The 25873-nt window shown below is 64.2% G+C and carries 20 protein-coding genes and 1 tRNA gene; 9 read left to right on the plus strand and 12 right to left on the minus strand.

Going from position 1 to position 25873, the window contains the following annotated elements:
- Positions 1-18: 18 nt before the first annotated feature.
- Positions 19-1389: a hypothetical protein gene (locus tag OHL12_RS13255; protein WP_263414292.1), complete on the minus strand. Its 1371-nt coding sequence runs from the start codon at positions 1387-1389 to the stop codon at positions 19-21.
- A gap of 206 nt (positions 1390-1595) precedes the next feature.
- Complete coding sequence (gene dnaA / locus OHL12_RS13260) at positions 1596-3101, minus strand: chromosomal replication initiator protein DnaA (RefSeq protein ID WP_263414293.1); 1506 nt, start codon at positions 3099-3101, stop codon at positions 1596-1598.
- A gap of 814 nt (positions 3102-3915) precedes the next feature.
- Here dnaA and OHL12_RS13265 point away from each other — a divergent pair.
- From OHL12_RS13265 to OHL12_RS13275, 3 genes are all read left to right on the plus strand, one after another.
- Entirely contained in the window at positions 3916-5061 is a 1146-nt protein-coding gene (locus tag OHL12_RS13265; protein WP_263414294.1) for a WD40/YVTN/BNR-like repeat-containing protein, read from the plus strand.
- 114 nt (positions 5062-5175) lie between these two features.
- Positions 5176-5700 (plus strand): DsbA family protein, encoded by a 525-nt coding sequence (locus OHL12_RS13270; protein WP_263414295.1) that lies wholly within the window; start codon positions 5176-5178, stop codon positions 5698-5700.
- 92 nt (positions 5701-5792) lie between these two features.
- Positions 5793-6359 (plus strand): carboxymuconolactone decarboxylase family protein, encoded by a 567-nt coding sequence (locus OHL12_RS13275; RefSeq protein ID WP_263414296.1) that lies wholly within the window; start codon positions 5793-5795, stop codon positions 6357-6359.
- A gap of 14 nt (positions 6360-6373) precedes the next feature.
- Here the strand turns inward: OHL12_RS13275 and OHL12_RS13280 are convergent, their stop codons facing one another.
- The 7 genes from OHL12_RS13280 to OHL12_RS13310 form a co-directional block, all read right to left on the minus strand.
- On the minus strand, positions 6374-6982 hold the full coding sequence (locus OHL12_RS13280; RefSeq protein WP_263414297.1) for a histidine phosphatase family protein: 609 nt from the start codon (positions 6980-6982) through the stop codon (positions 6374-6376).
- A gap of 38 nt (positions 6983-7020) precedes the next feature.
- On the minus strand, positions 7021-7944 hold the full coding sequence (locus OHL12_RS13285; RefSeq protein WP_263414298.1) for a VOC family protein: 924 nt from the start codon (positions 7942-7944) through the stop codon (positions 7021-7023).
- A gap of 56 nt (positions 7945-8000) precedes the next feature.
- Positions 8001-9785, minus strand: a complete 1785-nt coding sequence (gene dnaG / locus OHL12_RS13290; RefSeq protein WP_263414299.1) for a DNA primase — start codon at positions 9783-9785, stop codon at positions 8001-8003.
- A 67-nt stretch (positions 9786-9852) separates the two neighbouring features.
- Positions 9853-10017: a hypothetical protein gene (locus OHL12_RS13295; RefSeq protein WP_263414300.1), complete on the minus strand. Its 165-nt coding sequence runs from the start codon at positions 10015-10017 to the stop codon at positions 9853-9855.
- 3 nt (positions 10018-10020) lie between these two features.
- Entirely contained in the window at positions 10021-10725 is a 705-nt protein-coding gene (locus OHL12_RS13300; RefSeq protein ID WP_263414301.1) for a phosphoribosylanthranilate isomerase, read from the minus strand.
- A 27-nt stretch (positions 10726-10752) separates the two neighbouring features.
- Positions 10753-11580 carry an indole-3-glycerol phosphate synthase TrpC gene (gene trpC, locus OHL12_RS13305; protein ID WP_263414302.1) on the minus strand — a complete coding sequence of 276 codons (828 nt, stop codon included), beginning with the start codon at positions 11578-11580 and terminating at the stop codon, positions 10753-10755.
- Between the two features lie 164 nt (positions 11581-11744).
- Positions 11745-11831: transfer RNA gene (locus tag OHL12_RS13310), tRNA-Leu, on the minus strand.
- A 164-nt stretch (positions 11832-11995) separates the two neighbouring features.
- Here OHL12_RS13310 and OHL12_RS13315 point away from each other — a divergent pair.
- On the plus strand, positions 11996-12244 hold the full coding sequence (locus OHL12_RS13315; protein ID WP_263414303.1) for a hypothetical protein: 249 nt from the start codon (positions 11996-11998) through the stop codon (positions 12242-12244).
- Positions 12245-12343: 99 nt separating this feature from the next.
- Here the strand turns inward: OHL12_RS13315 and OHL12_RS13320 are convergent, their stop codons facing one another.
- Positions 12344-14632, minus strand: a complete 2289-nt coding sequence (locus tag OHL12_RS13320; protein WP_263414304.1) for a DUF5715 family protein — start codon at positions 14630-14632, stop codon at positions 12344-12346.
- 305 nt (positions 14633-14937) lie between these two features.
- On the opposite strand from OHL12_RS13320, the gene OHL12_RS13325 reads away from it, so the two are divergent.
- A complete protein-coding gene (locus OHL12_RS13325) occupies positions 14938-15417 on the plus strand; it encodes a c-type cytochrome domain-containing protein (protein WP_263414305.1) in 480 nt (159 codons plus the stop codon).
- A 135-nt stretch (positions 15418-15552) separates the two neighbouring features.
- The gene (locus OHL12_RS13330) at positions 15553-16725 is read left to right on the plus strand and encodes an FAD-dependent oxidoreductase (protein ID WP_263414306.1); all 1173 of its coding nucleotides are present in this window, start codon (positions 15553-15555) and stop codon (positions 16723-16725) included.
- Positions 16726-16824: 99 nt separating this feature from the next.
- On the opposite strand, the gene OHL12_RS13335 is transcribed toward OHL12_RS13330, so the two are convergent.
- On the minus strand, positions 16825-19512 hold the full coding sequence (locus tag OHL12_RS13335; protein WP_263414307.1) for a glycoside hydrolase family 3 C-terminal domain-containing protein: 2688 nt from the start codon (positions 19510-19512) through the stop codon (positions 16825-16827).
- Positions 19513-19707: 195 nt separating this feature from the next.
- On the opposite strand from OHL12_RS13335, the gene OHL12_RS13340 reads away from it, so the two are divergent.
- Positions 19708-20142 carry a hypothetical protein gene (locus OHL12_RS13340; RefSeq protein WP_263414308.1) on the plus strand — a complete coding sequence of 145 codons (435 nt, stop codon included), beginning with the start codon at positions 19708-19710 and terminating at the stop codon, positions 20140-20142.
- 19 nt (positions 20143-20161) lie between these two features.
- Here OHL12_RS13340 and OHL12_RS13345 read toward each other — a convergent pair whose 3' ends face one another.
- Positions 20162-20710: an inorganic diphosphatase gene (locus tag OHL12_RS13345; RefSeq protein WP_263414309.1), complete on the minus strand. Its 549-nt coding sequence runs from the start codon at positions 20708-20710 to the stop codon at positions 20162-20164.
- A gap of 491 nt (positions 20711-21201) precedes the next feature.
- Between OHL12_RS13345 and bamA the strand changes: the two genes are divergently transcribed.
- Positions 21202-24108, plus strand: a complete 2907-nt coding sequence (gene bamA, locus OHL12_RS13350; protein ID WP_263414310.1) for an outer membrane protein assembly factor BamA — start codon at positions 21202-21204, stop codon at positions 24106-24108.
- A gap of 125 nt (positions 24109-24233) precedes the next feature.
- The gene (rmuC, locus tag OHL12_RS13355; protein WP_263414311.1) at positions 24234-25871 is read left to right on the plus strand and encodes a DNA recombination protein RmuC; all 1638 of its coding nucleotides are present in this window, start codon (positions 24234-24236) and stop codon (positions 25869-25871) included.
- The last annotated feature ends 2 nt before the right edge of the window (positions 25872-25873 follow it).

Genomic DNA, 25873 nt, shown 5'->3' on the forward strand with positions numbered 1-25873 from the left:
GGAACTGACGCTTCGGCGTCAGCGCTCAAGGCCCCACTCGTTCACCCAGTGAAAGCCGCGGTCCAGCAGTGGATAGTGCGTCGGCAGCGGGATGCGGGTGAGCGTGAGCGTGTAGGGGTGGAAGTGCGCTGCATCCTGCGGCTTCGCGTCCCTGGGCGGAATGGCGGTCAGCACCATGTGATCGGCATCCACCGCCTTCCAGGCGTAGCGTGCGCGCGAGCCAGTGGTGTAAATGCGGATGTTGCAGGCCGGTGTCTTCTCGTCGCAACGCAGGCTGGTGCGCCACAGGGCTCCATCGGTGCTGCGGGTGCGCACCAGCGTTGGCGAGTCCACGTAGATGGCGGTGATGGGCTGCTGCTCCGGGCTGGCTAGCGAAGGCGTTGGCGCATCGATGTGCCATGCACCCTGCAGTGGCGTCTTGCCCAGGCTGGCCTTGTGGTACTTCCACCAGCCGATGCCATTCAGGATGGGGCCGGCAATGAGGAACGCGATGATAAAGATCACTTCGACAACGCGCGTGGCGATGCGGAAGCGTTTGCGCTCGATCTGCGGGATCCACACACCCGCGGGCGCGGCGGGCTGGTGCAGCCAGAAGAAGCGGAACAGCGCCGGCACATCCGGCAGGGTAATGAAGACCAGCGCAAGCAGCAGGTTCGCGGCGAACAGCTTCACTGGCACGTCGAAGAACAGGTTGTAGAGCAGCACATTCGTCATCACGAACGCACTGACGAGTGCGCCGGCGAGCGCGGTGCGGCGAAACAGGATCAGGACGCCGCCAATCACCTCTGCCGCGCCGCAGATGATCTGGTACGCCGGGTTCAGCGCCAGCAGCGACCACAGCATCGTCATGGGCGACATGTTGCCCACCGGCTCATTGAGCACAGCGGTGGAGATTGGCGGCATCTGCATGGGAAAGAGCTTGGCGAAGCCGTAGCTCAGCATGAACATGCCGCAGGTGAGCCGCAGCAGAAAGCGGAGCCATGCATGCGCGGTGGTGTACTCCACACGGCGATGTCCGCGAGCCGCAGCGATGGCAGACCACAGCAGGCCCGCGACAATCGCGACGCCGACAAACACCCATTCCTCCACCCACTGCACGAGCGTGTCGCCAGAGCCAGTCTCATGGTGCGTGGCACCGATGCCGGAGTAGTGCAGCACGTGCGTCGAGATCCATTCCGCCAGGTGATCGAGAGGCCAGTTGAGGCCTTGGGTGATCCGGTCGCCAACCACAGGGATGATGTCGAAGAGGTTGCCATTGCCGTAGCAGAAGGCGAACAGCAGGAAGTACACGAAGGCAACGCGAAACAGGACGCGATGCAGGTGTGACCACGGCGCCGGAGGTGCGGGCACGACCGCACCTGGGATGAGCGATGCAGCCGGATCAGGCATGATGCGTCGGCATCGGCGGCAACGGAGGCGCGTGCAACCTGCAGCATGCGTGTTCCTTGGTGTTGGAGTGCTTCCATGGTGCCACTCGCGCGAGTGGATGCATAGAGCTTCACAGGAGTACGTGGAGCCCCGACGGGCGGTTCCACAACGAGCAGCAAATAGCCCGGCCGGGACCGGGCTGTTTGCAAGCATGTGGTGCAGCTTTGCTAGCTGAGCAGTTCCTGCAGCTTGTTGATCGTGGAGTTCAGGGCCTTGTCGGTGCGGCGCTGCTCGTCGATCTTCGCGATGGAGTGCATGACGGTGGTGTGGTGTTTGCCACCGAATTGCCGGCCGATTTCGGGCAGCGACGCTTCCGTCATCTGCTTGGCAAGGTACATGGCGATCTGGCGCGGCACCACGATTTGGCGCGAGTTGTTCTTCTGCTTCAGTTCGCTGATCTTCATGCCGAACTGTTCGGCGGTGGCGCGCTGAATCGCCTCAATGGTGATCTTGCGCACCTGCGTGTCGATGAACTGCTTTAGGCACTGCTGCGCAGTGGCGAGCGTGATATCCACATGGTGCAGGCTGGTCCATGCCATCAGGCGCACGAGCGCGCCTTCCAACTCGCGCACGTTGGTGCGCACGTTGCCAGCGATGAACATGGCAACGTCAGTCGGCAGCACGGCCTGCTCGTTCTCGGCCTTCTTCTGCAGGATGGCGACCTTGGTCTCCAAATCGGGCGGCTGGATATCGGCAATCAGGCCCCACTCAAACCGCGAGCGTAGGCGGTCTTCAAAGTCGGCCAGCTCTTTCGGCGGACGATCGCTCGCGATGACGATCTGGCGCATGCTCTCGTGCAGCGCGTTGAAGGTGTGGAAGAACTCTTCCTGCGTGCGTTCCTTGCCGGCCAGGAACTGGATGTCGTCGATGAGCAGGACATCGACCGTGCGGTATTTGTCGCGGAAGCTGGTCTGCCGGTTGTTGCGCATCGAGTCGATCATCTCGTTGGTGAACTTTTCACCGGAAACGTACGAGATTGAAAAGTGCGGATTGCGGCGCTTCACTTCATGCCCGATGGCGTGCATCAGGTGCGTCTTGCCCAGGCCCACGCCGCCGTAGAGGAAGAGCGGGTTGTAGGCCTTGCTGGGCCGCTCGGCCACGGCAAGCGAACCCGCGTGCGCGAACTGGTTGCCGCTGCCGATGACGAAGTTGTCGAAGAGGTAGCGCGGGTTCAGTTGCGCGGCAGAATTCCAATCAAAGCGCGACTGTTCTGTCGTGGGCGCCTGGGGTGCCGCGGGGCGGTTGGGGCTAAGGCCGCCGTGATGGTTGCTGTAAGAAGCGGCGTGCGGCGCGCTGTGTGGTGCCGGCTGCGAGGCGTTCTGGGGCGCGTTGGGCGAGTGCGATGAGGCCGGAGCGAAGCCGCCGTCTTCGCGCGTTTTTACCTCGCGCGGCTGCGGATTGGTGGGATCGGTCTCTGCGGTAACGTAGCGGATCTCATCGACCTCGAGGCCCATGTTGTCGATGGCTTCGTGGATCAGGTCGTGGTAGCGGTCCAGCAGCGGCTCAAACTGCGACGAGGGGATGCGTACGAACAGGGTTCGCCCGTTCATATGGCTGAAACGCGTGGGCTTGAGCCAGGTCTGAAAATTCTGGCGATTCACCCGCATTTCCAGCGCGCCCAGAATGCGCATCCAGTCGTTCACCGTAACCGCCGCTAAGGGAGCAAAACTCATTCCGCTGATTTCCTGTCCGTTCTCGCGCAGCAGTGGCACGTGCAGCGCGTCGGTGCTCGGGCAGCAGGCGGTCCCTTACTCAGGGCGGCGTGCGTTGCCGGTCACTCTGTCTATCCAAACCGCAAAGCGCCGAGGCGTTGCGGGAGCAAAGGGAAGCAAGTTGGGCAGATCATAAAATGTCTGCCTGCAAACACAGCATGTCGTTGCCGCGCAAACCTGCGCAGCGTGCAAGCAACCTGCTGTGTTGTGAAGACCGCCTTCGGGACAGTGCCCGGGGGAGGCTGGTATTAGGTGGCGCAGGAACGTTGCGGTGACCGGCTCTTTCCGTACTCGTCCAGCTTCTGCAATCGTTCTGAAATCTTGCGAACGAGCCCAATCGTAGCACGTTCACGATGGCGTTTTGAAAGAGGCATGAACGCAAAAAAAGAATCAGTTTGCGGCTTGCACCACCTGCACTGCAATGCCGCTTGCGGTCTACCACGGAAGTGTTAGAGGGCACAAAAACACTTGCAAAGACAAGGATTTCTGCGGTACGACGGCTGCCGAAATGGAGCTGCGAGCAAGCCGGTCCGCCGTAGTTGTACATGGGAAACGGGTTAGCCAATGAGGTGCGTTTCGGTGCCCTCGGCTGCCGCTCACTCACCTTTGGCCCTCGACTGATTAGGCGACGTCTCCGGCTGAAATGGCGCACGGCAATCGATCTCATTCGAGAGGTTTAGAAGAAAGCTTTCCTGGCGTCTCTCTGTGGCGCGGGCCGCCTACGGTATCCCATGCAGGAAAGCGGCCAGCCGGTGCGGACCACTACACTTGACCCATGGGACTGCCCGCGTTCGCAGGAAGGTTGATGCTGGTCTGGCTCGGCTGCGCCGCGGTGGCGGGCCCGCTGCACGCGCAATTCACGCTGCAGGATTCCGGCACAACCGCCGACCTTCGCGGCATTGTGAACGTGGGCAACGGCACGGCATGGGCCAGCGGAACGCACGGCACGGTGCTGCGCACCGAGGACAGCGGCTTCGTGTGGCAGGGATGCTCGGTGCCGCCCGGCGCGGAGCAGCTCGACTTCCGCGGCATCCAGGCCTTCGACGATCAGACCGCAATCGTGATGAGTAGCGGCAAGGGCGACCTGTCGCGTGTCTACAAGACAACCGACGGATGCAAGTCGTGGAAGCTGGTGTTTACGAATCCGGATGCGGATGGGTTCTTCGACGCGATCAGCATGTCACCCAGCGGAGCTGTGGTGATGGGCGATCCCGTTGGGGGCGTCTTTGCATTCTTTGTATCGGATCGCGATGAGCAGAAGTGGGTGTCGCTAAACAGTCCTCATTCAGGGACGAAGGCGCCTGAAGCGCTGCCGGGCGAGGCTCTGTTTGCAGCAAGCAATTCTTCGATGGACGCGAACGGTGGGAATTGCGTGGGGTTTGTGACCGGTGGTCTTCCCGGCGCCGCAATTTACCTGCCCGATCTGCGCACGATGCCCGGCGATACATCTCCGGAGCGTACTGCAGCTTTCTGGACCACATACAAGCGCTACCCATTGCCTCTGGCACGCTCAGCAAGCGGAGGTGCCTTCTCCGTTCGAGACATGTCAGACGGCAAAAACGAGTACTGGATCATCGTTGGAGGAGATTACAGCAAACCAGATCAGACCGCTGGAACGGCTGTAACTGTCAGAGGTGCTGCTCTCTCCAGCATTCGAAAAGCGTTGCCGTCCCAAACTCCTCCCCACGGCTATCGCTCCTCCGTCGCATTCGACAGGCACGCTGGAGCGTGGATCGCCGTCGGACCGAACGGGACCGACGTGTCCACTGATATAGGTCGCAACTGGCGTGCGTTGAAGCCGGGCTTCGGAGACGATCCGAATGCCGACAAGCAGTGGAATGCGCTCTCGCTGCCGTATGTCGTAGGGCCGCACGGCCGCATCGGACGGCTGCGCGACGATGCGTTGTCGCCAGGCAAGTAAAGGTACTCCACCTCCGCCGCAACTCCGCAGCTTTCCCGCCACCTCACGCCATAGGCGACACGGAGGCAATCGCCTGCGCTCCCTTGCATCCCACCGAAGCGAGTGAGGATGACAATGGCAGACCTGAAGGTACCCGTAGGCAACGACGACCACTGTGCCGGCGATGAAAGTGCGGCGGTCACGCTGGTGGAGTACGGCGACTTCCAGTGCCCCGACTGCGGCGTGGCGTACCCGATCGTCAAGCAGTTGCAGAAGCACTTCGGCGACGACCTGCGCTTTGTGTACCGCAACTTCCCTCTTCCCATGCACGAGTTCGCGGAGACCGCCGCAGAGGCCGCGGAGTTCGCCGGCAGCAAGGGCAAGTACTGGGAGATGCACGACGCCCTGTTCGAGCACCAGGAAGAGTTCAGCGAAACGTTCTTCGGTGATCTCGCGGAACAGGTAGACCTGAACCCGGCTGCGCTAAGCCGCGCGCTCGAGAACGAAAGCTTCGAGGACAAGATCGAGGACGACGTGAACTCCGGCGAGCAGAGCGGCGTACACGGAACGCCCACGTTCTTCATCAACGGGAAACTGCACGACGACAGCTACGACCTGGCAACCCTGCGCGCCGCGATTGAGGCAGCCGTAGAGAAATAGTCTCAAAGACTCGCGCTGCTTGATCCAGAGGCAGCGTGGGCTGCTGCCTCATGGTCGAGACGCTTCACGATTGCAATTCGCAGGAGATTGACATGGCACGCCTGGAACCCATTGCACCCGGTGCTCTGACGGATGAGCAGCGTAAGTTGCACGAGACCATGCTTGAGGGGATTCGCAAAAACCTGAAAGGCTTCGTCACCGAACGCGAGGACGGCGCGCTGGTCGGACCATTCCCGGCGATGCTGCACTTCCCGAAGCTGGGCACCGCGGCGTGGAGCGTCTTCACCGCGCTGAGTGAGGTGAGCACGCTGCCCAAGCCTGCGCACGAGATTGCGATTCTGGTCACGGGTGCGCGCATGCACTCGCGGTACGAGTTGTACTCGCACGAGGTCGTCGCGCAGCAGGCCGGGCTTGAGCAGGCAAAGATCGCGACGATCACGGCAGGCAACCGTCCCGCGGACCTGAGCCGTGACGAGGGCATCGCGTACGACGTGGCGAGCGTGTTGAGCGCGGGCGGCCAACTGCAGGAGAGCACGTACCAGCAGGCCTTGAGCGCCTTTGGCGAGCGGGGCTGTGCGGAGTTGTTCTACCTGATTGGCTGCTACCAGATGATCAGCACGCTGCTCAATGCGTATGACGTGAGCGTGCCGGGGCGGTAGGCGTTGCCGCGTTGCTAGCTCTTTACGAGTGGCGGCAGTTCGTTCCATCGGCTGATCACGCGGGTGTCGCGCTCCCATCCGAGCACGCTGATGCTCGCCGTGGAGAGTGCTAGATGTTCGCCCATCTCGCCGCCCTGCGCCGGGCCCGGTCCGATCCATACGCCAGCCAGGATGCGGAAGAAGTGGGCATGCGCGAAGAGGGCGCAGCGGCCTCCGTGCTGCAGGCAGCGGTCAATCACAGCTTGCGCGCGGGCACTTACTTCCTGCAGCGATTCGCCGCCCGTGATTGGGCTGCGCCACACGTTCCAGTCGGGAATCTGTTCGCGAATCTCTGGCGTGGATTTGCCTTCGAACTCGCCGTAATTCCACTCCTGCAGATTCGGCTCAATCTGCGCGGCGGCGTGTACGCCGGCCAGCTTCGCGGTCTCCTGTGCGCGCTGGCGCGGACTGGTCAGCACCAGGTCAAACTGCACCTTGGCCAGCACAGGCTCGAGCGCAGCGGCTTGCTCGCGGCCATGATCGGTCAGCGGCAGATCGGTGTAGCTGGTGTGCGCGCCGCTCTTCGACCACTCGGTTTCACCATGACGGATGAGCCACAACTCGGCTTTGCTCGCGTTTGCCATGGCACCAGTGTAGCCAGTGGCTTCAGCAAAGCGCAGCGCTACTGCGGGTCGTTCTCGCTCGGCATCTTGCCGACAAACGGCGAGCAGCAAACTGTGCCGCTGGGCTCGTACTCCATCAACTCGACGCGCGAGTGGTCCGGGTCGAACACGTTCAGTTGCACCTTGCCGTCGCGGCCCATCTGGCTGGTGGTGCAGTTGTGCGTGTCGCAGCCGTTGGCCTTGAACTGCGCAATCGCCGTGTCCATCTTGCGCACGCCCAGCGAGAAGTGATTCGACACGCCACGCTGTTCGGCGCTCGCATCCGGCTTCACGTTCAGCATGAACTCGATCCAGTCCGTGCCGTTCGGCACCTGTTGCGAGATGAAGTCGGTCACGCCATCGTGCATGCCGCCGTGCCAGTAGGGCTTGAACCCGAGCACGTCGCGGTAGAACGTGTTTTCCTTGTCGCCACTTCCCACTACAAAGCCGGCATGGATGATGCGGTGCGAGACGCCGTTATCGTGCGCGGGTACCTTGGGTGTGGGCGTGCGGCGATCGACGAAGACGACGGTGTTGCCCTCAGGATCGTGCACGGCAAGTCGGCCTGCGCTGACCGGACCGACCGGCGTAATCCCCTTGGCCTTCAGGTAAGCCTGCATGGCGGGCACACTGGTGGTGCGAAGGCCCACGGCCAGCAGCCGGCCGCTCGGAGCATCGGCGTGGAACGGTCCGCTCGCGGTCTCGATCCATTGGCCGCGATTCACGGGGTAGACCGTGTCCTGCTGCGAGCCGGGCAGGGTCTGCTTTGCGAAGCCTAGCTCCTTGCCATAGAACGCCTCGGCGGCGGCCTCGTCACTCACCGCAAACTCCACGAAAGCGATGCCGGTGATGGGCGGCCGCTGCGGAGCAGTTTGCGCGGACAACATGGCGGTGTGCAGTGCGGGTGCAAGGGCGAACAGGGCGAGGCGGACCAGGGAGCGCATGTGCGTCACTGTAACGATTGCCTAACGACTTCGTCCAGTGGCCCGCTCACTTCGACTTACAACGTACGTAGCTTGCGATGGACGTCCATGATCTCCGCGCCAAGCTGGCGGCGCATCGTATCGTCGCCGCGACGCTCGGCTTCGGCACTCATGCCGCGCAGTTCGCGCATGCGGCTCTCCAGTCGGCGACGTTCCAGGGCGTGCAAGACGTTGGCGATGTCGGCGGCAAGCACCTCCGGGTCGACGGGCAGTTCCTCCGCCAGAACGCGTGCCAGCATCTCGCGCGACCGGTCGTCGGGCGCCACGGCCATCGCGTCCACCGGCTCGTCCAGCGGAGCCTGCGCGAGCGCCTCCAGCAGATCGGCGGCGGCCATGCCCTCCAGCCACTCGGGATGCGCGGCCAGCTCCTGCGCGGCGCGGCGGCGAGCCTTCTGCTCAGGCGCAAGGGTCAGCGCTCGCAGCAGGATCTTCTCCGTCTCGCTCATCTCTGCCGCGACGGATTGCTTGATGCTGCCCAGCCGCTGCGTCGCGGCCTGCTGCAGCTCTTTGCGCATCAGGCTGGCGTCCACGCCGAGTTTCTGCGCGGCGTCGGCGGCGAAGTCCAGGCGCGCGATCTCGCTGGGCAGGCGCCGGATGTGCGGCAAGAGGAAGTTGATCGCCTTCACCTTGGCGTCGGCGGTGCGCTGCGGGAACAGCGCGCGTGCGCGTTCGATCAGGTAGTCGGCGTGCGGCTTGGCGGTGCGCAGCGCCTCGGCGTACATGGCCACGCCGTGCTGGCGGATGAAGCCGTCGGGATCGAGGCCGCCTTCCAGCGTGACGATGCGGACCTCGAAGCCTTCCTCCGTCAGCAGCGCCAGCGACTTTTCGGCGGCGTTGGCGCCCGCAGTGTCCGGGTCGAAGTTGACGATGACACGCTTGGTGAAGCGGCTCAAGAGGCGCACCTGGTGCTCGGTAAACGCGGTGCCGCTGGTCGCGATCACGGGCTGAATGCCGGCGGAAAACACTCGCAGGCAATCCATCTGGCCTTCCACCAAGAGGCCGTAGTTCTGGTCGCGCATGGGCTGCTTGGCGCGGTGCAGGTTGAACAGGACGCTGCCTTTGCTATAAAGCGCGGTCTCCGGCGAGTTCAGGTACTTCGGCCCACTCTTCTCGTCGCTGTCCAGCGCGCGCGCGGTAAAGGCGATGGTGCGGCCCTGCTCATTCGCAATGGGGAAGGTGATGCGCTTGCGGAAGCGGGCGTACATGGGACCAACGGGGCGGCTATCATCGCTCTGCTCCTTGCTGCTGAACAGGCCGCTCAACCGCAGCGCTTCCTCAGGGAAGTGCCGCGCCATCGCGTCGCGCATCGCGTTGAAGTCGTCGGGCGCGTAGCCGATGCGGAACTGCTTCTGCATCTCCGGTGAGACGTCGCGACTGGTCAGGTACTCGCGTGCGCGTGCCGCCTCGGGCTGTTGCAGCGCCTGCTCAAAGTACTGCGTCGCGGCTTCATGCAGGTCCAGCAACTGCTTGCGCAGACCGGCCTCGCGCGCCTCCTCGGGGCTGGCGAACTCGCGCTTGGGCATGGGGATGCCCATCTTGCCGGCAACCGTGCGGACGGCTTCGGGAAAGGTGACGTTCTCCAGCTTCTGAATGAAGGTGAAGACATCACCCTTGGCGTGGCAGCCGAAGCAGTAGAAGTAGCCGTGCGTGGCATTCACGCTGAACGACGGCGACTTCTCCTTGTGGAACGGGCACAGGCCATTCCAATTCTGCGCGCCGGCCTTGCGCAGCTTCACGTAGTCGCCAATCACCTTGACGATGTCGGTCTGCTGCTTCAGAGTCTGGGCGAAGTTGTCGGCCATGCTTCAGGACAAGTGTATTCAGCCCAACGCGAACGCGGAATCGGCCAGGCGAGACGGTCGCTTTTCGCTAGCGATGCATCGCGAACGAGACGAATGCGGTGATCACCGCCGCGATGATCCCAAAGCTGAGGATGCCGATGAACCAGGCGGCGCGGCGCTCCTGCTCGCGCGTGGGCTGCGTGATGCCGAAGACCTGAATGAACGCGCGCGCGAGGAAGAGAAGAAGTCGCATACCTTACCGGATGTCTGCTGATGCTAACGGACGCGCGGCTGCGTTGCGGGCGGCTTCGATGAACGCCTGCAGCCGCGCAGGGTCCTTGCGGCCCGGAGTGCCGGTTTCCACGCCGCTGGAGATGTCGACGCCCCACGGCTGCATCATCTCAATCGCATCGGCCACGTTGCCGGCGTGCAGGCCACCCGCGGCGATCACCCGGTAGTTCAAGCCCCGCAACGCGGCGTGCGCGGCGGCCCAATCCAGCGCAATGCCGGTGCCGCCAGTCTGTTGCGCGGTGCGGGAGTCGATCAGCATCGCATCGGCGCTTCCGTCTTCCGCGACTTCGCGCGCAGCGGCGGTGAACTGGGAACGTTGCTGGTCGGCCGTGCGGTCGGTCCACCACGGCAGCACCTGGATCACGCTGCAGCGCTCGGCGTCGCCGAAGTAGGCGCGCAGCCGTTCGCTCAGGGTGTAGTCCGGGCCGCCGTGCATCTGCACACCGGTTAGACCGGCCTCCTCCACCGTGCGCACGATGGTGTCGTAGTCCAGGGTGGTGAAGACGCCGATCTTCTCCAGGCCCGGCAGTTGCGACGTGATCGCGGCCACGCGCTCGGCGGTCACCAGGCGTTTGCCGTGGGCAAAGATAAAGCCGACTGCGTCCGCGCCCAACTCCGCGGCCAAGAGGCAGTCGTCCAGATTCGTGTTGCCGCAGATTTTGATCCACATACGAAAAGCCTTGAGCGGGTAAGCGAATCAGCGAACGCTGACTTCAGAGCCTTGGGGTTTCAGCAGGTCCGCCAGCGCGGCACCCGGGTCAGGGGCGCGCATCACGGTCTCGCCGATGAGGAATGCGTTGAAGCCCGCGGAGGTCATGCGGGCAATGTCGTCCGCGGTGCGGATGCCGCTCTCGCCGACGCGGATCGCGTCTGACGGCAGCATCCGTGCCATCGTCAGCGCGGCTTCGCTGTCCACGTTAAAGGTGCGCAGGTCGCGGGTGTTCACGCCGTACAGTTCGCACTCCAGAGGCAGCGCCCGCCCGATTTCTTCGGGCGAGTGGACCTCGCAGAGCACGTCGAGCTCGGCGTCGCGGGCAGCATCGCGCAGGGTCCGCAGTTCCGCGTCGGTCAGGGCGGCGACGATCAGCAGGATGGCATCGGCGCCGTTGGCGCGCGCCTCAATCACCTGGAACGGATCGACCATAAAGTCCTTGCGCAGGCAAGGAATCGTTACGGTCTGCGATGCAATGAGAAGGTTACGGAGGCTGCCTTGAAAGAACGGCTCGTCGGTTAGTACAGACAGTGCGGCTGCGCCGGCCTGCTCCAGCGTAGCGGCCAGCGCGGCGGGGTCGAACTCGGGGCGGATCAGGCCCTTGGACGGCGATGCCTTCTTGAGTTCCGCGATCACCGCGGGGCGGGTCTGTGCAGCGCGGCGCAGGGCTGCCGCCAAGCCGCGAGGCTGGTGGTCGGCGGCGGCGCGCTCAAGCGCAGCACGATCGGTCGCGGCCATGCGCTCGGCCAGGTCCAGCCGGGTCTGCGCAACGATGCGGTCCAGGTGAGTCGGGCTTGCGGTCGTAACGGACATCCTTATTCAGGGTAGTGCATGGCCGCCGCGGTGCCCTGGGCCGGTCTGCCTACGTTGCACTCCAACTTTGGGTGTGCCGGCGTACATCCGGGTGGGTGATGCGCTGCTCACGATTTGCCGGCAAAAGACAAACGCGATGCCGAAGCATCGCGTTTTAAGAGTCTTGGTGCCGAAAAGAGGACTCGAACCTCCACACCCTTGCGAGTACATGGACCTGAACCATGCGCGTCTGCCAATTCCGCCATTTCGGCACGGAGCGAGGCGCTAGTCCATCGCTTGCAGCCTGTTCAGTATCGCAACGGAAGTTCCGGCGTGTCAAACCGATGAACTCTTTGCGCGCCTCGGCGCAACACCCTGCGGAGTGCCGCGCATCTGACCCACCATTCTCTTCCCTTTGCAGGAGTTCTCTGCCGCCATGAGCAAGCCCGCTACTTCTGTCAGTGCCAACGTTTTACCGGAAGACCTGGCCCTGGAGATCCGCAAATTGGCTCACGATCTGAGCAATGCGCTTGAGATCGTGGTGCAGACCGGCTACCTGCTGAGCACGGCCGACCTGCAGTCGCCGGCCAGCGACTGGTTGCGCATGCTCGAGAGCGGCACACAGAAGGCACTGGACATCAACCTGCAGTTGCGCAACTACATCAAGGCGCACTCGCCGCGGTAACGCGAGGCGGCCCTAAGCCTGCCAGGATCGCCTGCCCGAGGAACAATAAGGAGGCACAGCGATCGCTGTGCCTCCTTATTGTGTGATCCCTTGTGATTTCTAGCGGAGACCGGTCGCGAGCAGAGCCGTGCTGATGCGGCGGTGCTTCTTCTCAGAGGGCTTGCTTTCTTGCGGCGCGGGCTGATTCTTTGCGGTCAACAGGGTTGCGGAGGCGTCAGGCACGGGCGCCGAGCGACGTTGCGAGGGCAGCCCAAGATAGCGCCGGTACACGCTGATGTGGAAGCAGCTTTGCTGGAACTCCTCTTCCACATCGATCTTGCCGTCGTTCTCCACCGGGGTTAGGTAGGCGCGCATCCACGTCAGCTCGGTCAGGCTCATGTGGCCCTTGCCGATGTCGATGGCTTGGCCGTACAGGTGCGGCGAGGCAACATCGCCCGTGGGCGGCGCGGCGTTCCCGTTGACGCGCACCAGCCGGCGCTGGAACTCCACCGTGCGGGCGGCGCTGGTCACGATCAGCGGCGTTCCAAAGCGAGCGTAGTGCGCCTTCGCCAGGTCGCGCAGGAAGCGCACGGTCCACGGCCGGGCGTAGCGCCGGTTCGCGGGCAGGCGATCGTCCGGGTAGGTGCTGTCCTCGTCGGGCAGCGCCACCAGCAGCTTGCGCTGCCGCAGGTCGAGCAGGTCGCCATCGTCCCGGATGCGGTCCAGGCCATCGGTCACGGCCATCTGGTTCTGGTGGACGAGGATCTCGTGCGACCCCTTCATCGGCGGCACCAGGATCAGGTGGCCTTGCGGATCGAACAGGTTGACGTGGACCAGAGCGGTGGGCGCGCTGTCGGCATCGTCTGACAGGGCGTGGGTGCGGTTAGGCACCAGGCCGGCAACGGCACTGGGAGCGGCCAGGGCCACGGCGGTGCGTGCCGTCGCGGGCGACGAGCCGCCATCATCGAAGGTCTGTTCCGCCATGCCGGAAACGACTGCCGGGTCCAGCTCCTTGCGCCGGGCACCACTCTCCACCGCGGCCACGGCCGGCAGCTCCTTGCGCAGCGCTCCACTGGGCGGTGCGGGCAGCTTGAGCACGGGGGTGGGCGAGCTTGCGGTCTGCTGCGCCAGGGCGCGGATAGCACGCGGCGAGCTGTCCGCCGCAGTGGCCACCGGGATCTGCCGTTGTGCCGCGGAATCGGTGCTGCCGGCCTGCGCCGCGGCATCTGCGGCAAGGGCAGTGCTCAGGCCGTCGCCGCGATGCTTCAGGTCAACATGCTGCGGCGGTGCGAGCGTCACGCCTGGTGCGACCGCGCTGGCCGCCTGCCGCACAATGGGCGCGGCGGTCTGGCGTTGCGCGTGATTCGCGGGAGCGTCATCCGCAGGCGCGGGGGACTCGCCGAAGCTGCCGTGAACGAAGGGCGCTGGTTCGCGCTCGGTGGGTGCTGTGCTGGGAATACGGCTTTCGGCGTCGGCATTGTCATCGTCGGCCGTGGTCTGGTGGGCCTGCTGCTCGCGGGCCGCGGCAATGGTTTCGCGCTGGGCGGCAGCGGCGCGGGCAAAGTCGTCGGCGGTTGCCTTGCGCGGCGTGGTCGAGAGGTCCAGTTTGGCCGGCGTTGCGGACGCGCTCGCGACAGTCCGGGGCTCAGTCGGCTGCGCCGCAGAGCCACGTTCGTCGGCGTCCGTGGTCTGCGGATGGCGGGCGCGATACCAGGCGTGAACCCGGTCCTGAACCCGGGAATCGGGGGCGGCGTCGGCATCAGCGGTCCGGCTACCCGGGCGCAGAACTTCGCGCGGAACCTCAAGACGGGCTGTCTGCCGCAGCGTTGCGGAGCTTCGGGTGCCGCGTGAAGTAGTGTGACGGGCAGCGCGCTCGCGCAGTTCGGCCAAGGCCTCTTCGCGCTGCTCGGCGGCCTGTTGCTCCCGTTCTTTGCGGGTCAGCGCATGGGCGGGCACGGTGCGGCTGGCGGCGTGTGCGGTTTCGCGGGCTCCAGCTTTGGAGCGGCTGTGCACGGAGACTTCTGCTGCCTCAGTCTGTGCGTGTCGGCCATGCTGGGCCGCGGCCAGCACCGTGGCTTTGCCATGCGGTGCAGAGCTTTGCCGCGAGTGGGCAACCGGCGCAACGGCTTGCCGTGAGACGGCGTGGCTGGAAGCGTGCGCCGCGGGTGCGGAGCCGGCGTGTCGGGCCGCATGCCCGGACGGAAGAGCCGACGCGGGCAGAGCGGCCGCGGAGAGAGCAACGGCAGCCAGCGCAAGGGACAGCAGCGCACCTCGCTTTGGCAGCGCGGGCGGAGCAGATGCCTGCGATGGCGTCCGGAGCAGCCGAGCGGCAGCCGAACGGTTGAGGGGCGAACCGAAGTCGGTCGGTGCGGCAGCCATAGATCGGACCGGCCGCGGAGAATCAAACATCAGAGCCTCCTCAGACTAGAGCTGTCCCGGCGCCGCCGAAAGTGGCGAACGTGGTACGTGCCGGAACAATTGGGTAAGGACGCACGGCTGGTTCGGACGTGCCAAGGCGCGCGATGCTCTACCAGGCCCAGACGTGACGTTCCCTGGCGGCCAGCGCCGGGCACCGATTCCACCGGACGGAAAGAGCAGGGCGACTCGCGTCCATGCCACGCGAGCCGCCTTGCGAAAATAGACACGGGGTTGTCGCTGCAGTTGCGGCAGTCGCCATGCCCTCTGTCCCTTTGCCTAGAACCTGGTCTAAATCCTTGCCCTTGTCCCGTCCAACTACCGTGCACGTCCTTCGCCACTTCGGGTTAGCGCTGGCTCATCTTGCGGTGGCCGCGGCCGTGCTTCCGCTCTCCGGCTGCAGTGGTGGAGCCGCAAGCCCGACCGCGGCCTCGCCGGCAGCGGCGGCCAGCACGAACCCACAGCAGGCCGCTCGGCTGCAGTTCTACCGCAGGGAGGTGCTGCCCACATTGCAGGCCAACTGCCTGCGATGCCACGGCGGCATGAACCGGCGCGGCGGCTTCAACATGAGCACGCGCGCCAACCTGCTGCAGGGCGGCAAAGATGGCCCAGCGGTGATCATCGGCCGGCCCGAAGACAGCCTGCTGCTGCACGTGCTCGATCCAAAGCTGGCCGCGGACGATCCCATGCGCATGCCGCCCAAGGGCGACCGGCTGAGCGCCGCGCAGGTGGCGGCCATCCGCAAGTGGGTGGCGGACGGCCTGGTGATGGACCGGTAACAATCGCAGGCCGAAGCCGCAAAAGATACGTGGCGTAAAGAGTCGCACCGAACCAGGAAAACATCCATAAAACGGCTGTGCTGCCGGCAAGCGGTGCTGCGCCTCCGCATCCAGACCAGATCCGCGAGTGGCACGATGAGTTCGTTGAAACAAAATAAGATCGCGATCGTTGGCGGTGGCCCGGGCGGGCTGACGCTGGCCCGATTGCTGCAGCAGGCCGGTGCGACGGTCCAGGTGTATGAGCGCGACAAGAGCCGCGACGCGCGCGTCCAGGGCAGCGCTTTGGACCTCCACGAACACTCCGGGCTGGCCGCTCTGGAAGAGGCAGGCCTGATCGATGCCTTCTGGGCCAATCACCGACCCGACCTGGACCGGCTTCGCCTTACGGACGCGACCGGAACGATCCTGCACGACCACGTTCGCCGCATGTCCGGCGCGGGCAAGCGGCCGGAAATTGAGCGAGGACCGCTGCGCGACATTCTGCTGGATTCGCTCGAGCCCGGGACCGTGCATTGGGACTGCAAGCTGCAATCGGCAGAGATGGCAGGCGAGAAGGTGTTGCTGCGCTTCGCCGGCGGGAAAACCGTTCTGGCCGACATCGCTATTGGGTGCGACGGCGCAAACTCCCGCCTGCGCGATCTGGTCACTCCCATTCGGCCGAAGTATGTGGGAGTGGCGCTGGTGGAGGCGCTGGTTCCTGACGGCGAGCAAACCGTCCCCAGGTTGTGGAACCTGCTGGGCGGGTCGGCACTCATCGCTCTGGGTGGCGAACGAACGATCGGCATGGGCACCAAGCCCGACGGCAGCATCCTGGTCTACGCCGGGTTGAAGTCGGACGACGACGGCCCGCGAGAGAGCCTCGACCAGGCGACCGGACCGGAGGAGCGCGTCCGGTGGTTCCATGCCAACTTCCAGGGCTGGAGCGATCTGTGGGAACCGCTGTTCGCTCAGGCTGCGTCGATGGTCTGGCGACCGCTGCTGGTCTGCCCGCCGAATCAGCATTGGGAGCCGAAGCCCAACGTGACGCTGATCGGAGACGCGGCGCATGTGATGCCGCCCTACGCCGGCGAAGGCGTCAACATGGCGATGCTCGATGCACTGGTGCTGTCGAGGCTTCTGCTGAGCGAGAGTTCGACGGCCGACGCGATCGCCGCCTACCAGGCCGAGATGTTTGCCCGAATGCGAGAGATGACGGCCGACACCATGCAGAACACCGGGATGTTTTACGCGCCGGATGCAGCGGACCGGGTCGTCGCGATGTTCCGCAGCTTCGCCGCGGCTGAGACCACGCCGGTCATCCAGGCATAGCGCTCAAGCGCGAGCTAGCCCGGCGATGCAAGTCCTGGGTGGCGGAGGACTTCTCCGGCACCCAGGACTCGCGACCCAATCCTGGTCCGCTGCTCCGCCTTACTTGGGAAGAGTGGTGGTTCCCTGCACGTCGAAGCTGGCCGTAACAGCGTTCGATCCCGGCCCGGGTTGGGTCGATCCGACACTCAGTTCATAGTGGCCGGGCAGGATCACGTGGTCGCCCGCGTCAGTCACGCTCGATAGTGACCGCTCGCCAATGGTCAGAGTCACGTCGCGGCTCTCGCCTGGGTTCAGGTGTACGCGGTTGAAGCCGACCAGCGAACGCGCCGGGCCGTCCGGCTGCGGCGTTTTCAGGTAGGCCTCCACAACCTCGTCTGACGCCATCCTGCCGGTGTTCTTTACCGGGACCGTTACGGTCAGCGGCTTGCCCGCGGCCAGCGTCGCATCGCTCAACTTCGGCGTGCCGTACTGGAACGTGGTGTAGCTCTGCCCATAGCCGAAGCCCCACAGCGGCGTCCCGGTGTAGTACCGATAGGTGCGGTTCTTCATGGAGTAGTCCGTAAAAGCCGGCAGATCGCCGGTGGAGGCGTAGAACGTGACGGGCAGACGGCCGGCGGGGCTGGCCTGTCCCGAAAGGACGCGCGCAATCGCGGTGCCGCCGGCCTGGCCGGGGTACCACGCCTGAACCACGGCGGCAGCGTGCTGCTTGGCGCAGGTCAGGGCGATGGCGCTGCCACTCAGGTTCACGACGATGACCGGCTTGCCGGTCGCGGCTACCGCTTCCAGCAAGCGCTCCTGTGCCTTGGGCAGGTCGATGCTGGTGCGATCGCCGCCGCTGAAGCCCTCCACGTGCACCGGCATCTCCTCGCCCTCAAGCTCCGGCGACAGTCCGGTGAAGGCGACCACCACGTCGGATTGCTTTGCCGCGGCCACGGCCTCATCCAGCAGCGGCTGCGTGGGCGGCTCCCAGCTCAGCACGATGCCGCCACCGGAAGGGTCGGCGGAGTGGCTGTATTCCACGACCAGGTCGTGAGGCTTGCCGTCGTTCACCGTGATGCTGAACTTGGCCGGGTTCGGCTCCTCCATCGGCTCGGGCGCGGTGTTCGGCACGCCTTCGGGCATCTTGTAGGCCGCGTTGCGCGGCTTGCGCAGGCTGCCCTCGCTCACCACCTTGCCGTCCAGCAGGAAGCGGTAGGTCTCCTTGGGCGAGTGCGGGAAGCTCGACGGACCGTCGATGGTCAGCTTGTACGTGCCGGCCGCGGGCATCTGCAGCTTGCCGGACCAGCGCACGGAGTAGTCAGGCGACTTCGATCCCGGAACCATCGGCACGTAATCCCAGTCGTTCTGGATGTTCGGAACCGTGGTGGTCGAAGCGGGCTGTCCAGTCCAATCGGTTGAGGCGAACACCTGCATCTGCAGACCGCCGGGCATCGCCGTGCGCGGCACCGGCACGACCACGCCATCCGCCAGCGTTGAACCCTGCGCGTAGTGCACGGTCTTGCCTGGCAGCTTCTGCATGCCATCCAGCGGCGAAACATACTGGCGCGCCTGGCCGTTGTAGTTGCCTTCCAGCGCAACCAGCAGGTCGGCCGTTGGTCCGACCACCGCGATCGACTTCGCCTTGCCCGTTAGCGGCAGGGCGTTGTTCTTGTTCTCCAGCAGCACCAGCGAGGCCTCTGCTACCTTCTCGGCCATCTCACCGTTCTGCGCGTCTCCGGCAACATCAGGCGAGATCTGGTCCAGCGGGTTCTTCCCGCCGTCGTACAGCCCCAGCTCAAAGCGTGCGGTGTAGAGCCGTTCGGCTGCCTGGTTCAATTGCTGTTCCGTGATCAGGTTCTGCTGCACGGCCTTGGCAAGCTGGTTGAACTCTGGCGAGCGCACCGAGCACGACAGGTCGGTGCCCGCCGCCAGCGAAATCGCCGAGGCGTGCACAATGTCCTTGGCGTCGTGATGGCCGTTCAACACGTCGTCGATCGCGCCGCAGTCGCTGACGACAAAGCCTTTGAAGCCCCAAGCGTCGCGCAGGTGGTCCTTCAGCAGCATGGTGTTGTCGCAGGCGGCGTGGCCGTCGATGGCGTTGTAGGCGCACATCAGCGACTTCACGTGCGCTTCGACCACGGTGGAGCGGAAGGCCGGCAGGTATGTCTCCTCCAGGTCGCGCCTGGACGGGTCCACGTTGAAGCTGTGGCGCTGCGACTCCGGTCCGCTGTGTACGGCGAAGTGCTTGCTGGTGGCCACGGCTTTGGGGTGCGCGGGGTCAGGTCCCTGCACGCCGCGAATGAAGCCGCCGGCAATCTGCCCAGTCAGAAAGGGGTCTTCGCCGTAAGTCTCCTGGCCGCGGCCCCAGCGCGGGTCGCGAAAGATATTAATGTTGGGCGACCAGAAGGTGAGCCCGAAGAACATGCGGCGGTTGCCGTCGCGCACGGCGCCGTTGAACTTGCCGCGCGCCTCGGTGGAGATAACATCGCCTTCCTTCTGGATCAGCGACGGGTCCCAGGTGGCCGCCATGCCGATGGCCTGCGGGAACACGGTTGCGTAGCCGGCTCGCGCTACGCCGTGCAGGGCTTCGTTCCACGTCTGGTAGTCGGGAATGCCGAGCCGCGGGATCGCGGGTGCATAGTCCTGCAACTGCTGCGCGCGTTCATCCACCGTCATGGCCTCTACCAGCAGGTGGGCACGCTCGGCTGCGGGCAGTTGCGGATTCAGCCAGGGGCGTTGTTGCGCAGCCAACGGAAGAGCGGCGATGGAAATAGCGGCAAGCGCGAGAGCAGAGGGGCGAAACGTCACAGGGGCGGCTCCGGAAGAGGTTGGTTCGCAGTGGGTGCGGGTGCAAGTCCGCGCTGGTCTGCTGTGCTGGATGCGCGTCGCAAGGAACGGCAAGGGACGCGTGGCTATCGTATGGCGCTCAGAGGACCGGCGACAAGCGGAGAGCGGCGGAATGCAGCGTTGCCGCTCGCAGAGATGCTTCCTTATGATGTGCGCATGGAACAGAACACCATCGTCGTTATGCTCGACGAGGAGATTTCTCGACTCCGGCAAGTCCGGACGATTCTGCAGTCCCTGGTAGTCATGGAAGCTCGGGTTGCGCCAATGCTGGAAGCAGCGGCAGAGGAGCCGGAAATCGAAATCGAAGAGCAGCAGGAAGATCAGCAGGAAGAGCAGGAGACCGCAGAAGCTGTCTCCGTCGTGCGGCATGTGTCACGCCGCGGTATCAAAACGGGCCAGCGCGGACCACGACCCAAGCAAGCCGCCACGCCACGGCCGCTGGACGCCGCCGTGCCCAAGGCGCCTGTTGTGGTGTCGCGTTCGGCACTGGCAGAGCGCAAGCCGGTAGAAGCTGCCGCACCCATGCCAGCGCCAGAGGCCACGCTGGAGGCTTGGGTTCGCAATTTCAAGCAGTCGCAGGCCTCTGCGTAGGTTTGATTGAGCCCGCGCGCTACTTGACGTTCGCCCGAGCTTCCTCGATCAGCTTCTGCGCCACTTCCGGGCCCTCGGTGCCCAGCAGCTTGAACTCTTTCTGGCTCAGCACCCGTGGGTAGTTCTGGAAGAACTCCTCCATGTGGCGCATCAGCGGTTCGGGCAGATCGTTCACGTGCTGGATCCCGGCGTACAGGTCGCTGGCTTCGGCGACGGCGAGCAGCCGGTCGTTGCGCTGTGTCTCGCCCTCTGGGAGCTGGTCTTCGCCCGTGATGACGCCAATCAGGCGAACTCCCAGAACGCAGCCGACAAAAGCAGGCTCATCCATCAGCACCAGCACGTCAAGCTCGTCACCGTCCGAGGCCTCCGTGCTGGGCACAAAGCCGAAGTCATACGGAAACACCATGCCGGCCGGCAGCGTCTTCTTCAGCTGAAAGCAGAGCCGGTCGCCGTCAAAGGCGTATTTGTTGCGGCTGCCCTTGGGCGTTTCAATGACGACTTGCAGCGTCTCGTCCTGATACGGCTCCAGCTTGGACAGGTTGGCGAGGGAGTTCCGGGGCGTGCTCATCCGTACTCAGATGCACATCCCGCTTGCTGCACCCACCGCATGCAGCAGGTGCCGAACCGCGGGCTGCGGACGCTTACCGCGACCGGACGACATGAGCCGCGCATGGTACATGGTCAGGGTCGCTACTGCCCCAAAATCGGTGCAGAGACGATTCTTCTGCGGTTCGGACGCACTTTCCGCGTTCGCCTCTGCTTTCCCCTGTCGGATACAATCGTCTTCTCAGCACCGGAACGAAATCCCTGTGTGGTGAAGCACCGCCGCGGAACCGTTCTGGGACGTTCAATACCGTCTGCCATGCATGGCGAGTGAGCGTAGTTTCAGGGTCCGCGTTTCCGCGCTGGCTCGGCAGTGAGGATGTGCGTATCTTGTCGGAGAAGTCGAGGGGGTTCTACCCTTCCAAGCAATCAGAGCAGGGTGCGCTTAGCGCATCGCCGTCCGGTTCGCGTGTGCAGCGAAGCGGCGGATTCATCCCCGGACACACGTCTTCATCCATGCGAAACGCAGCCGGCCTGACCGCCACTGTTCTTCCCCTGCTGCTGGCCGGCCTTTTTGGTCCGGAGCGACTCCAGGCGCAGGCAAGCCCCGCTCCCGCTGCGGCGCCCGTTGCCGCCTCGGCACCGCTGTGCGCTCCCCAGGTGATCGGCAATCGGCGCATTCCGAAAGAGTCGGTGATCGCGCGCCTGTTCTCGCACCAGGGTGACCAGTACGACCCGGCTACCGTCGAGCGCGACTTCAACCAGCTTTGGAACACCGGCTACTTTGAAGACGTTCGTATCGAGCGGTCCGAAGGTGCCACCGGCTGTACCCAGTTGATCGTCTATGTGCGCGAAAAGCCCACCATCGGCGAGATCAACTACAAGGGACTGAACGCCGTCACGGTCAGCGATGCTCTGGAGCGACTGAAGAAGGCCAAGGTCGGCATCAGCGTGGAGTCGCAGTACGACCCCACCCGCATCAAGCGTGCCGAAGTAGTTTTGCGCGGTCTGCTTGCCGAGCACGGGCACCAGTTCGCCACCGTCACCACTGAGGTGAAGACGATTCCGCCGGCGCGCGTGAATCTGACCTTCATCATCAAGGAAGGTCCGACGGTCAAGGTCGGCAAGATCGATTTCGACGGCAACCACTCCATCTCGTCGCGCACGCTGCGCAGCGCGATGAAGAACTCCAAGCCGCTCGGCATTCCGCACTCGATCATCCTGGAAAACCTGTTTGCGCGCACGTTCGACGCGACCAAGCTGGACGAGGACACCGAGCGCGTTCACTACGCCTACCGCGACCGCGGCTACTTCAAAATGCAGCCGGGCGAGCCTGCAACCCAGGTGCGCGACGTCACGGGCTTCAACCCGTTCACGCTGCACCCTACCCACGGCAAGCGCATCGACATCCGGATCCCGATCGAAGAGCGCGATCGCTACAAGCTGGGCGGCATCAACTTCACCGGGTATGACAAGACCCGCTTCCAGGCGGCGGCGCTGCGTGCGCAATTTGCCAACAAGGACGGCGAGTGGTTCAACGCGTCGCAGTTCGGCAAGGGACTTGAAGCTCTGCGGAAGGCCTTCGGCTCTGACGGCTGGATCAACATGGTGCCCACGCCGGTACCACGGTTTGATGAAGCTAAAAAGCTGATCTACCTGGACATCGACATCGACCAGGGCAAGCAGTTCTTTGTGTCCCGCATTGAGTTTACGGGCAACACCATCACGCGCGATCGCGTCATTCGCCGCGAACTGCTGCTGGAAGAGGGGCAGAAGTACAACAACCAGCTCTGGGAACTGTCCATCCTGCGGCTGAACCAGTTGAACTACTTCGAAACGCTGAAGGCGGACCAGGATTCCGAAACCCGCACCAACACCGACGAGGGCACGGTCGACCTGCTTCTGAAGCTGAAGGAAAAGGGCAAGAACTCCATCGGTTTGAACGGCGGTTTAAGCGGTCTGTCGGGATCGTTCATCGGCTTGAACTACGAGACCAACAACTTCCTCGGCCTTGGCGAAACGCTGAGCGTCATCGCGAATCTCGGCAACCTGTCGCGCAACCTGACCTTCGGCTTCACCGAGCCCTACTTCCGCAACAAGCCGGTGTCGCTCGGCATCCAGGTGTATGCGCAGAAGTACGACTTCAACCAGGCGAAGAGCTACTCGACGACCGGTGCCAGCCAGAACCTGTCGAACGCACAGCAGTCGCTGCTGACGAACTACAACACGTCCACGACCGGCGTCACGCTGTCTGTGTCGTCGCCGCTGCGCCACCTGTTCCGCAACAAGGGTGTGACCCGCGTCGGCGCGTCCTACGCCATCACCCGGCAGAACATCAGCACCTTCAACGACAACACGCGTAACGTATTTGAGACGCTCGCTTTCCGCAGCGGCCTGCAGTCCAGCGGCAACCAGTTGAATGGCATCCTGACCAGCGTTCTGACGCCGAACTTCAGCTTCTCGTCAGTGGATCGCGCCGTGGGTCCGCACTCCGGCCGCGACTTCAACGCCGCTCTGCAGATTGCGGGCGCCGGCGGCAACGTGAAGTACATTTCGCCGCAGATCAGCTTCCGCCAGTTCTACCCGATCAAGGGCCTGCACATTACGCGGGAAGGGCACAACGTGCTCGGCATGCGTGCGCAGGTGGCACACGTAGAAGGCTTCGGTGGCGAAGTGGCTCCGCCGTTCAACCGCTTCTACTCGGGCGGCGAACAGGAACTGCGCGGCTTCGACATCCGCACGGCGTCGCCTTACACCTTCATTCCAAACCGCGTGAACTTCAACCTGACCAACCCGGACGGTTCCACGGTTCCACGCGACCCGTCGAACGCCGCGCTTGGCAACGTACAGATTCCGCTGCCGATCTACCGCCTGGTCCAGGTGGGCGGCGACACCTCGATCACTGGCAACATCCAGTACACGATTCCGATCGTGTCGCAGGTGAACTTCTCGTTCTTCACCGACTTCAACATGACGTTCAACGCGCGTGAAAGCCAGTTGCGTCAGAGCCCGCTGGGTCAGTCGCAGATCACCAGCCCGCTGTACGGCTGCCCCGTGTTCACCAACGGCGCGTGCTCCGGCGGTCAGCAGGTCAGCTTCCCGTTCCTGCTGAAGACGGTGGGCGGCACCAACTTCGTCCCGCGCATGTCCAACGGCGCGGAAATCAGCGTGCTCCTGCCGATCGTCAACGCTCCATTCCGCATCTTCTACGCGTACAACTCGCTGCGTCTATATGAGACGGTGCCGCAGCAGTTTGCCGTGCAGACCGATCCGAAGAACCCGAACAACACCTTCCGGTCCTTCTTCCCGAACACGGGCGCGGGCGCATACACCTATGCGCAGGCGCTGCAACTGTACGGTGCGAACTACATCCTGCGTGAACCGCGCAAGACCTTCCGTCTGTCGGTCAGCACCACCTTCTAAGCGGGACCAAAATGTCAAAGAGGCGCTCCTTCCGGAGCGCCTCTTTGTTGCTCCAAACAAGCATGCTCGCGCCCCCGTTGCACAGCGGAACGCGATAGCATCATGGGTGAAGGGAAGGCGAAACTATGCTGTTGCTCATCGCCGTCTTGCAGGTTGTCGGAATCGTTCTGGCGCTGCTGCTGTTCACTCGCAAGTCAGCCGCCCCGGTGCTGGATCCGCGGCTGTCGCAACTGCCGGATGCATTCGTTTCGCTGCAGGCCCGCATGCAGTCAGCGGACGAGCTGAATCGCGCCGCGTTGGCAGAGTTGCGGCGCGAGCACGCGGAGACGGCGCAACGCAACCAGGCAGCGGCGGTAGAGTCCGCGCGGCACCTGCGCGAAGAGGTGCACGCGCGCATCGAGGCGCTCGGATCCGCACTCGCCGAGGGGCTGAACAGCTTCCGCCACGACAACGCGAGCGGTGCCGACAGACTCCGCGAGCAGGTCCACACCAACCTGCGCGAGATCGATACACGGCTGCAGGCGTTCATCCGCGACACCGCAACCGCGCACACCACGGCGCAGGATGTGCTGCATGGCAAGCTGAATGACCTGGGCGCGAAAAATCAGCAGAGCCATGACGCTCTGCGTGAGAGTGTGCAGGCGAGGCTGATCGAGCTCGGCGCCAAAAATCTGCAGAGCCACGAAGCCCTCCGTGAGGGCGTCCAGAGCAAACTGGCCGGCCTGGGCGAAGAGCAGCGGCAGCATCAGGAGCGCCTCCGCGATGCAGTGCAGCAGCGCTTGGACAAGCTGAACCAGGACAACGCGCAAAAGCTCGACCAGATGCGCGCCACCGTGGATGAGAAGCTGCAGTCCACCCTGAACGAGCGGCTGACCAGCAGCTTCGGGCAAGTAACGACTCACCTTGGCGAGGTGCAAAAAGGCCTGGGCGAGATGCGCGAGTTTGCCAATGGCGTGAGCGACCTGAAGAAGGTGTTCACCAACGTGAAGGCGCGCGGCATCGTCGGCGAGTTCCAGCTCGGACAGCAGTTGGAGCAGATGTTCTCGCGCGAGCAGTACGAAAAGAACGTGGCGGTGAAGCCGAACAGCGGCGAGCGCGTGGAGTATGCGCTGAAAGTGCCGCGCGGCGGCGCGAATGGCAACGGCAACGGCGACACCGTCCTGTTCCCCATCGACTCCAAGTTCCCGCGCGAAGATTGGGAGCGCCTGGAGGACGCCTACGAGCACGGCGGCTCCGAGGAGATTGCGAAGGCGGGCGCGGCGTTTGAGCGCTCAATCCGGGCCGAAGGCAAGCGCATTTGTGAGAAGTACATCAACGAACCGGTCACGCTGCCGCACGCCATCATGTTTCTGCCGACGGAGGGCCTCTACGCCGAGGTGATGCGCCGGCCCGGCCTGCAGCAGGATTTGCAACATCAGTGCAATGTGACGATCGCAGGGCCGTCCACGCTCATGGCGATTCTGACCAGCTTCCGCATGGGTTTCCACACCATTGCGATGGAGCGCAAAGGCCACGAGATCGAAAAGGTGCTGGGCGCGGTCAAGACCGAGTTCGGCAAGTTCGGCGACCTGATCGGCAAGGTAGAGACGCAGGTGGGCACGGTGCAGACCACGCTCGGCAAAATCCGCAGCAAGACCACCACCATCTCTCGGTCCCTGCGCGGCGTCACCGAGCTGCCCGCCAGCGAAGGCAACGGCGCGCTGCTTGCCTTTGAAGAGTTCGCCGGCTCCGTGCCGCAGTTGGCCGCTGGCGAAGACGAATAACC

The sequence above is a fragment of the Terriglobus aquaticus genome (assembly GCF_025685415.1).
Taxonomy (GTDB): Bacteria; Acidobacteriota; Terriglobia; order Terriglobales; family Acidobacteriaceae; genus Terriglobus; species Terriglobus aquaticus.

Coding starts and splice junctions, on each gene's coding strand:
- OHL12_RS13255 (WP_263414292.1), bottom strand. CDS start 1,389: ATGCCTGATCCGGCTGCATCGCTCATCCCAGGTGCGGTCGTGCCCGCA.
- dnaA (WP_263414293.1), bottom strand. CDS start 3,101: ATGAGTTTTGCTCCCTTAGCGGCGGTTACGGTGAACGACTGGATGCGC.
- OHL12_RS13265 (WP_263414294.1), top strand. CDS start 3,916: ATGGGACTGCCCGCGTTCGCAGGAAGGTTGATGCTGGTCTGGCTCGGC.
- OHL12_RS13270 (WP_263414295.1), top strand. CDS start 5,176: ATGGCAGACCTGAAGGTACCCGTAGGCAACGACGACCACTGTGCCGGC.
- OHL12_RS13275 (WP_263414296.1), top strand. CDS start 5,793: ATGGCACGCCTGGAACCCATTGCACCCGGTGCTCTGACGGATGAGCAG.
- OHL12_RS13280 (WP_263414297.1), bottom strand. CDS start 6,982: ATGGCAAACGCGAGCAAAGCCGAGTTGTGGCTCATCCGTCATGGTGAA.
- OHL12_RS13285 (WP_263414298.1), bottom strand. CDS start 7,944: ATGCGCTCCCTGGTCCGCCTCGCCCTGTTCGCCCTTGCACCCGCACTG.
- dnaG (WP_263414299.1), bottom strand. CDS start 9,785: ATGGCCGACAACTTCGCCCAGACTCTGAAGCAGCAGACCGACATCGTC.
- OHL12_RS13295 (WP_263414300.1), bottom strand. CDS start 10,017: ATGCGACTTCTTCTCTTCCTCGCGCGCGCGTTCATTCAGGTCTTCGGC.
- OHL12_RS13300 (WP_263414301.1), bottom strand. CDS start 10,725: ATGTGGATCAAAATCTGCGGCAACACGAATCTGGACGACTGCCTCTTG.
- trpC (WP_263414302.1), bottom strand. CDS start 11,580: ATGTCCGTTACGACCGCAAGCCCGACTCACCTGGACCGCATCGTTGCG.
- OHL12_RS13315 (WP_263414303.1), top strand. CDS start 11,996: ATGAGCAAGCCCGCTACTTCTGTCAGTGCCAACGTTTTACCGGAAGAC.
- OHL12_RS13320 (WP_263414304.1), bottom strand. CDS start 14,632: ATGTTTGATTCTCCGCGGCCGGTCCGATCTATGGCTGCCGCACCGACC.
- OHL12_RS13330 (WP_263414306.1), top strand. CDS start 15,553: ATGAGTTCGTTGAAACAAAATAAGATCGCGATCGTTGGCGGTGGCCCG.
- OHL12_RS13340 (WP_263414308.1), top strand. CDS start 19,708: ATGGAACAGAACACCATCGTCGTTATGCTCGACGAGGAGATTTCTCGA.
- OHL12_RS13345 (WP_263414309.1), bottom strand. CDS start 20,710: ATGAGCACGCCCCGGAACTCCCTCGCCAACCTGTCCAAGCTGGAGCCG.
- bamA (WP_263414310.1), top strand. CDS start 21,202: ATGCGAAACGCAGCCGGCCTGACCGCCACTGTTCTTCCCCTGCTGCTG.
- rmuC (WP_263414311.1), top strand. CDS start 24,234: ATGCTGTTGCTCATCGCCGTCTTGCAGGTTGTCGGAATCGTTCTGGCG.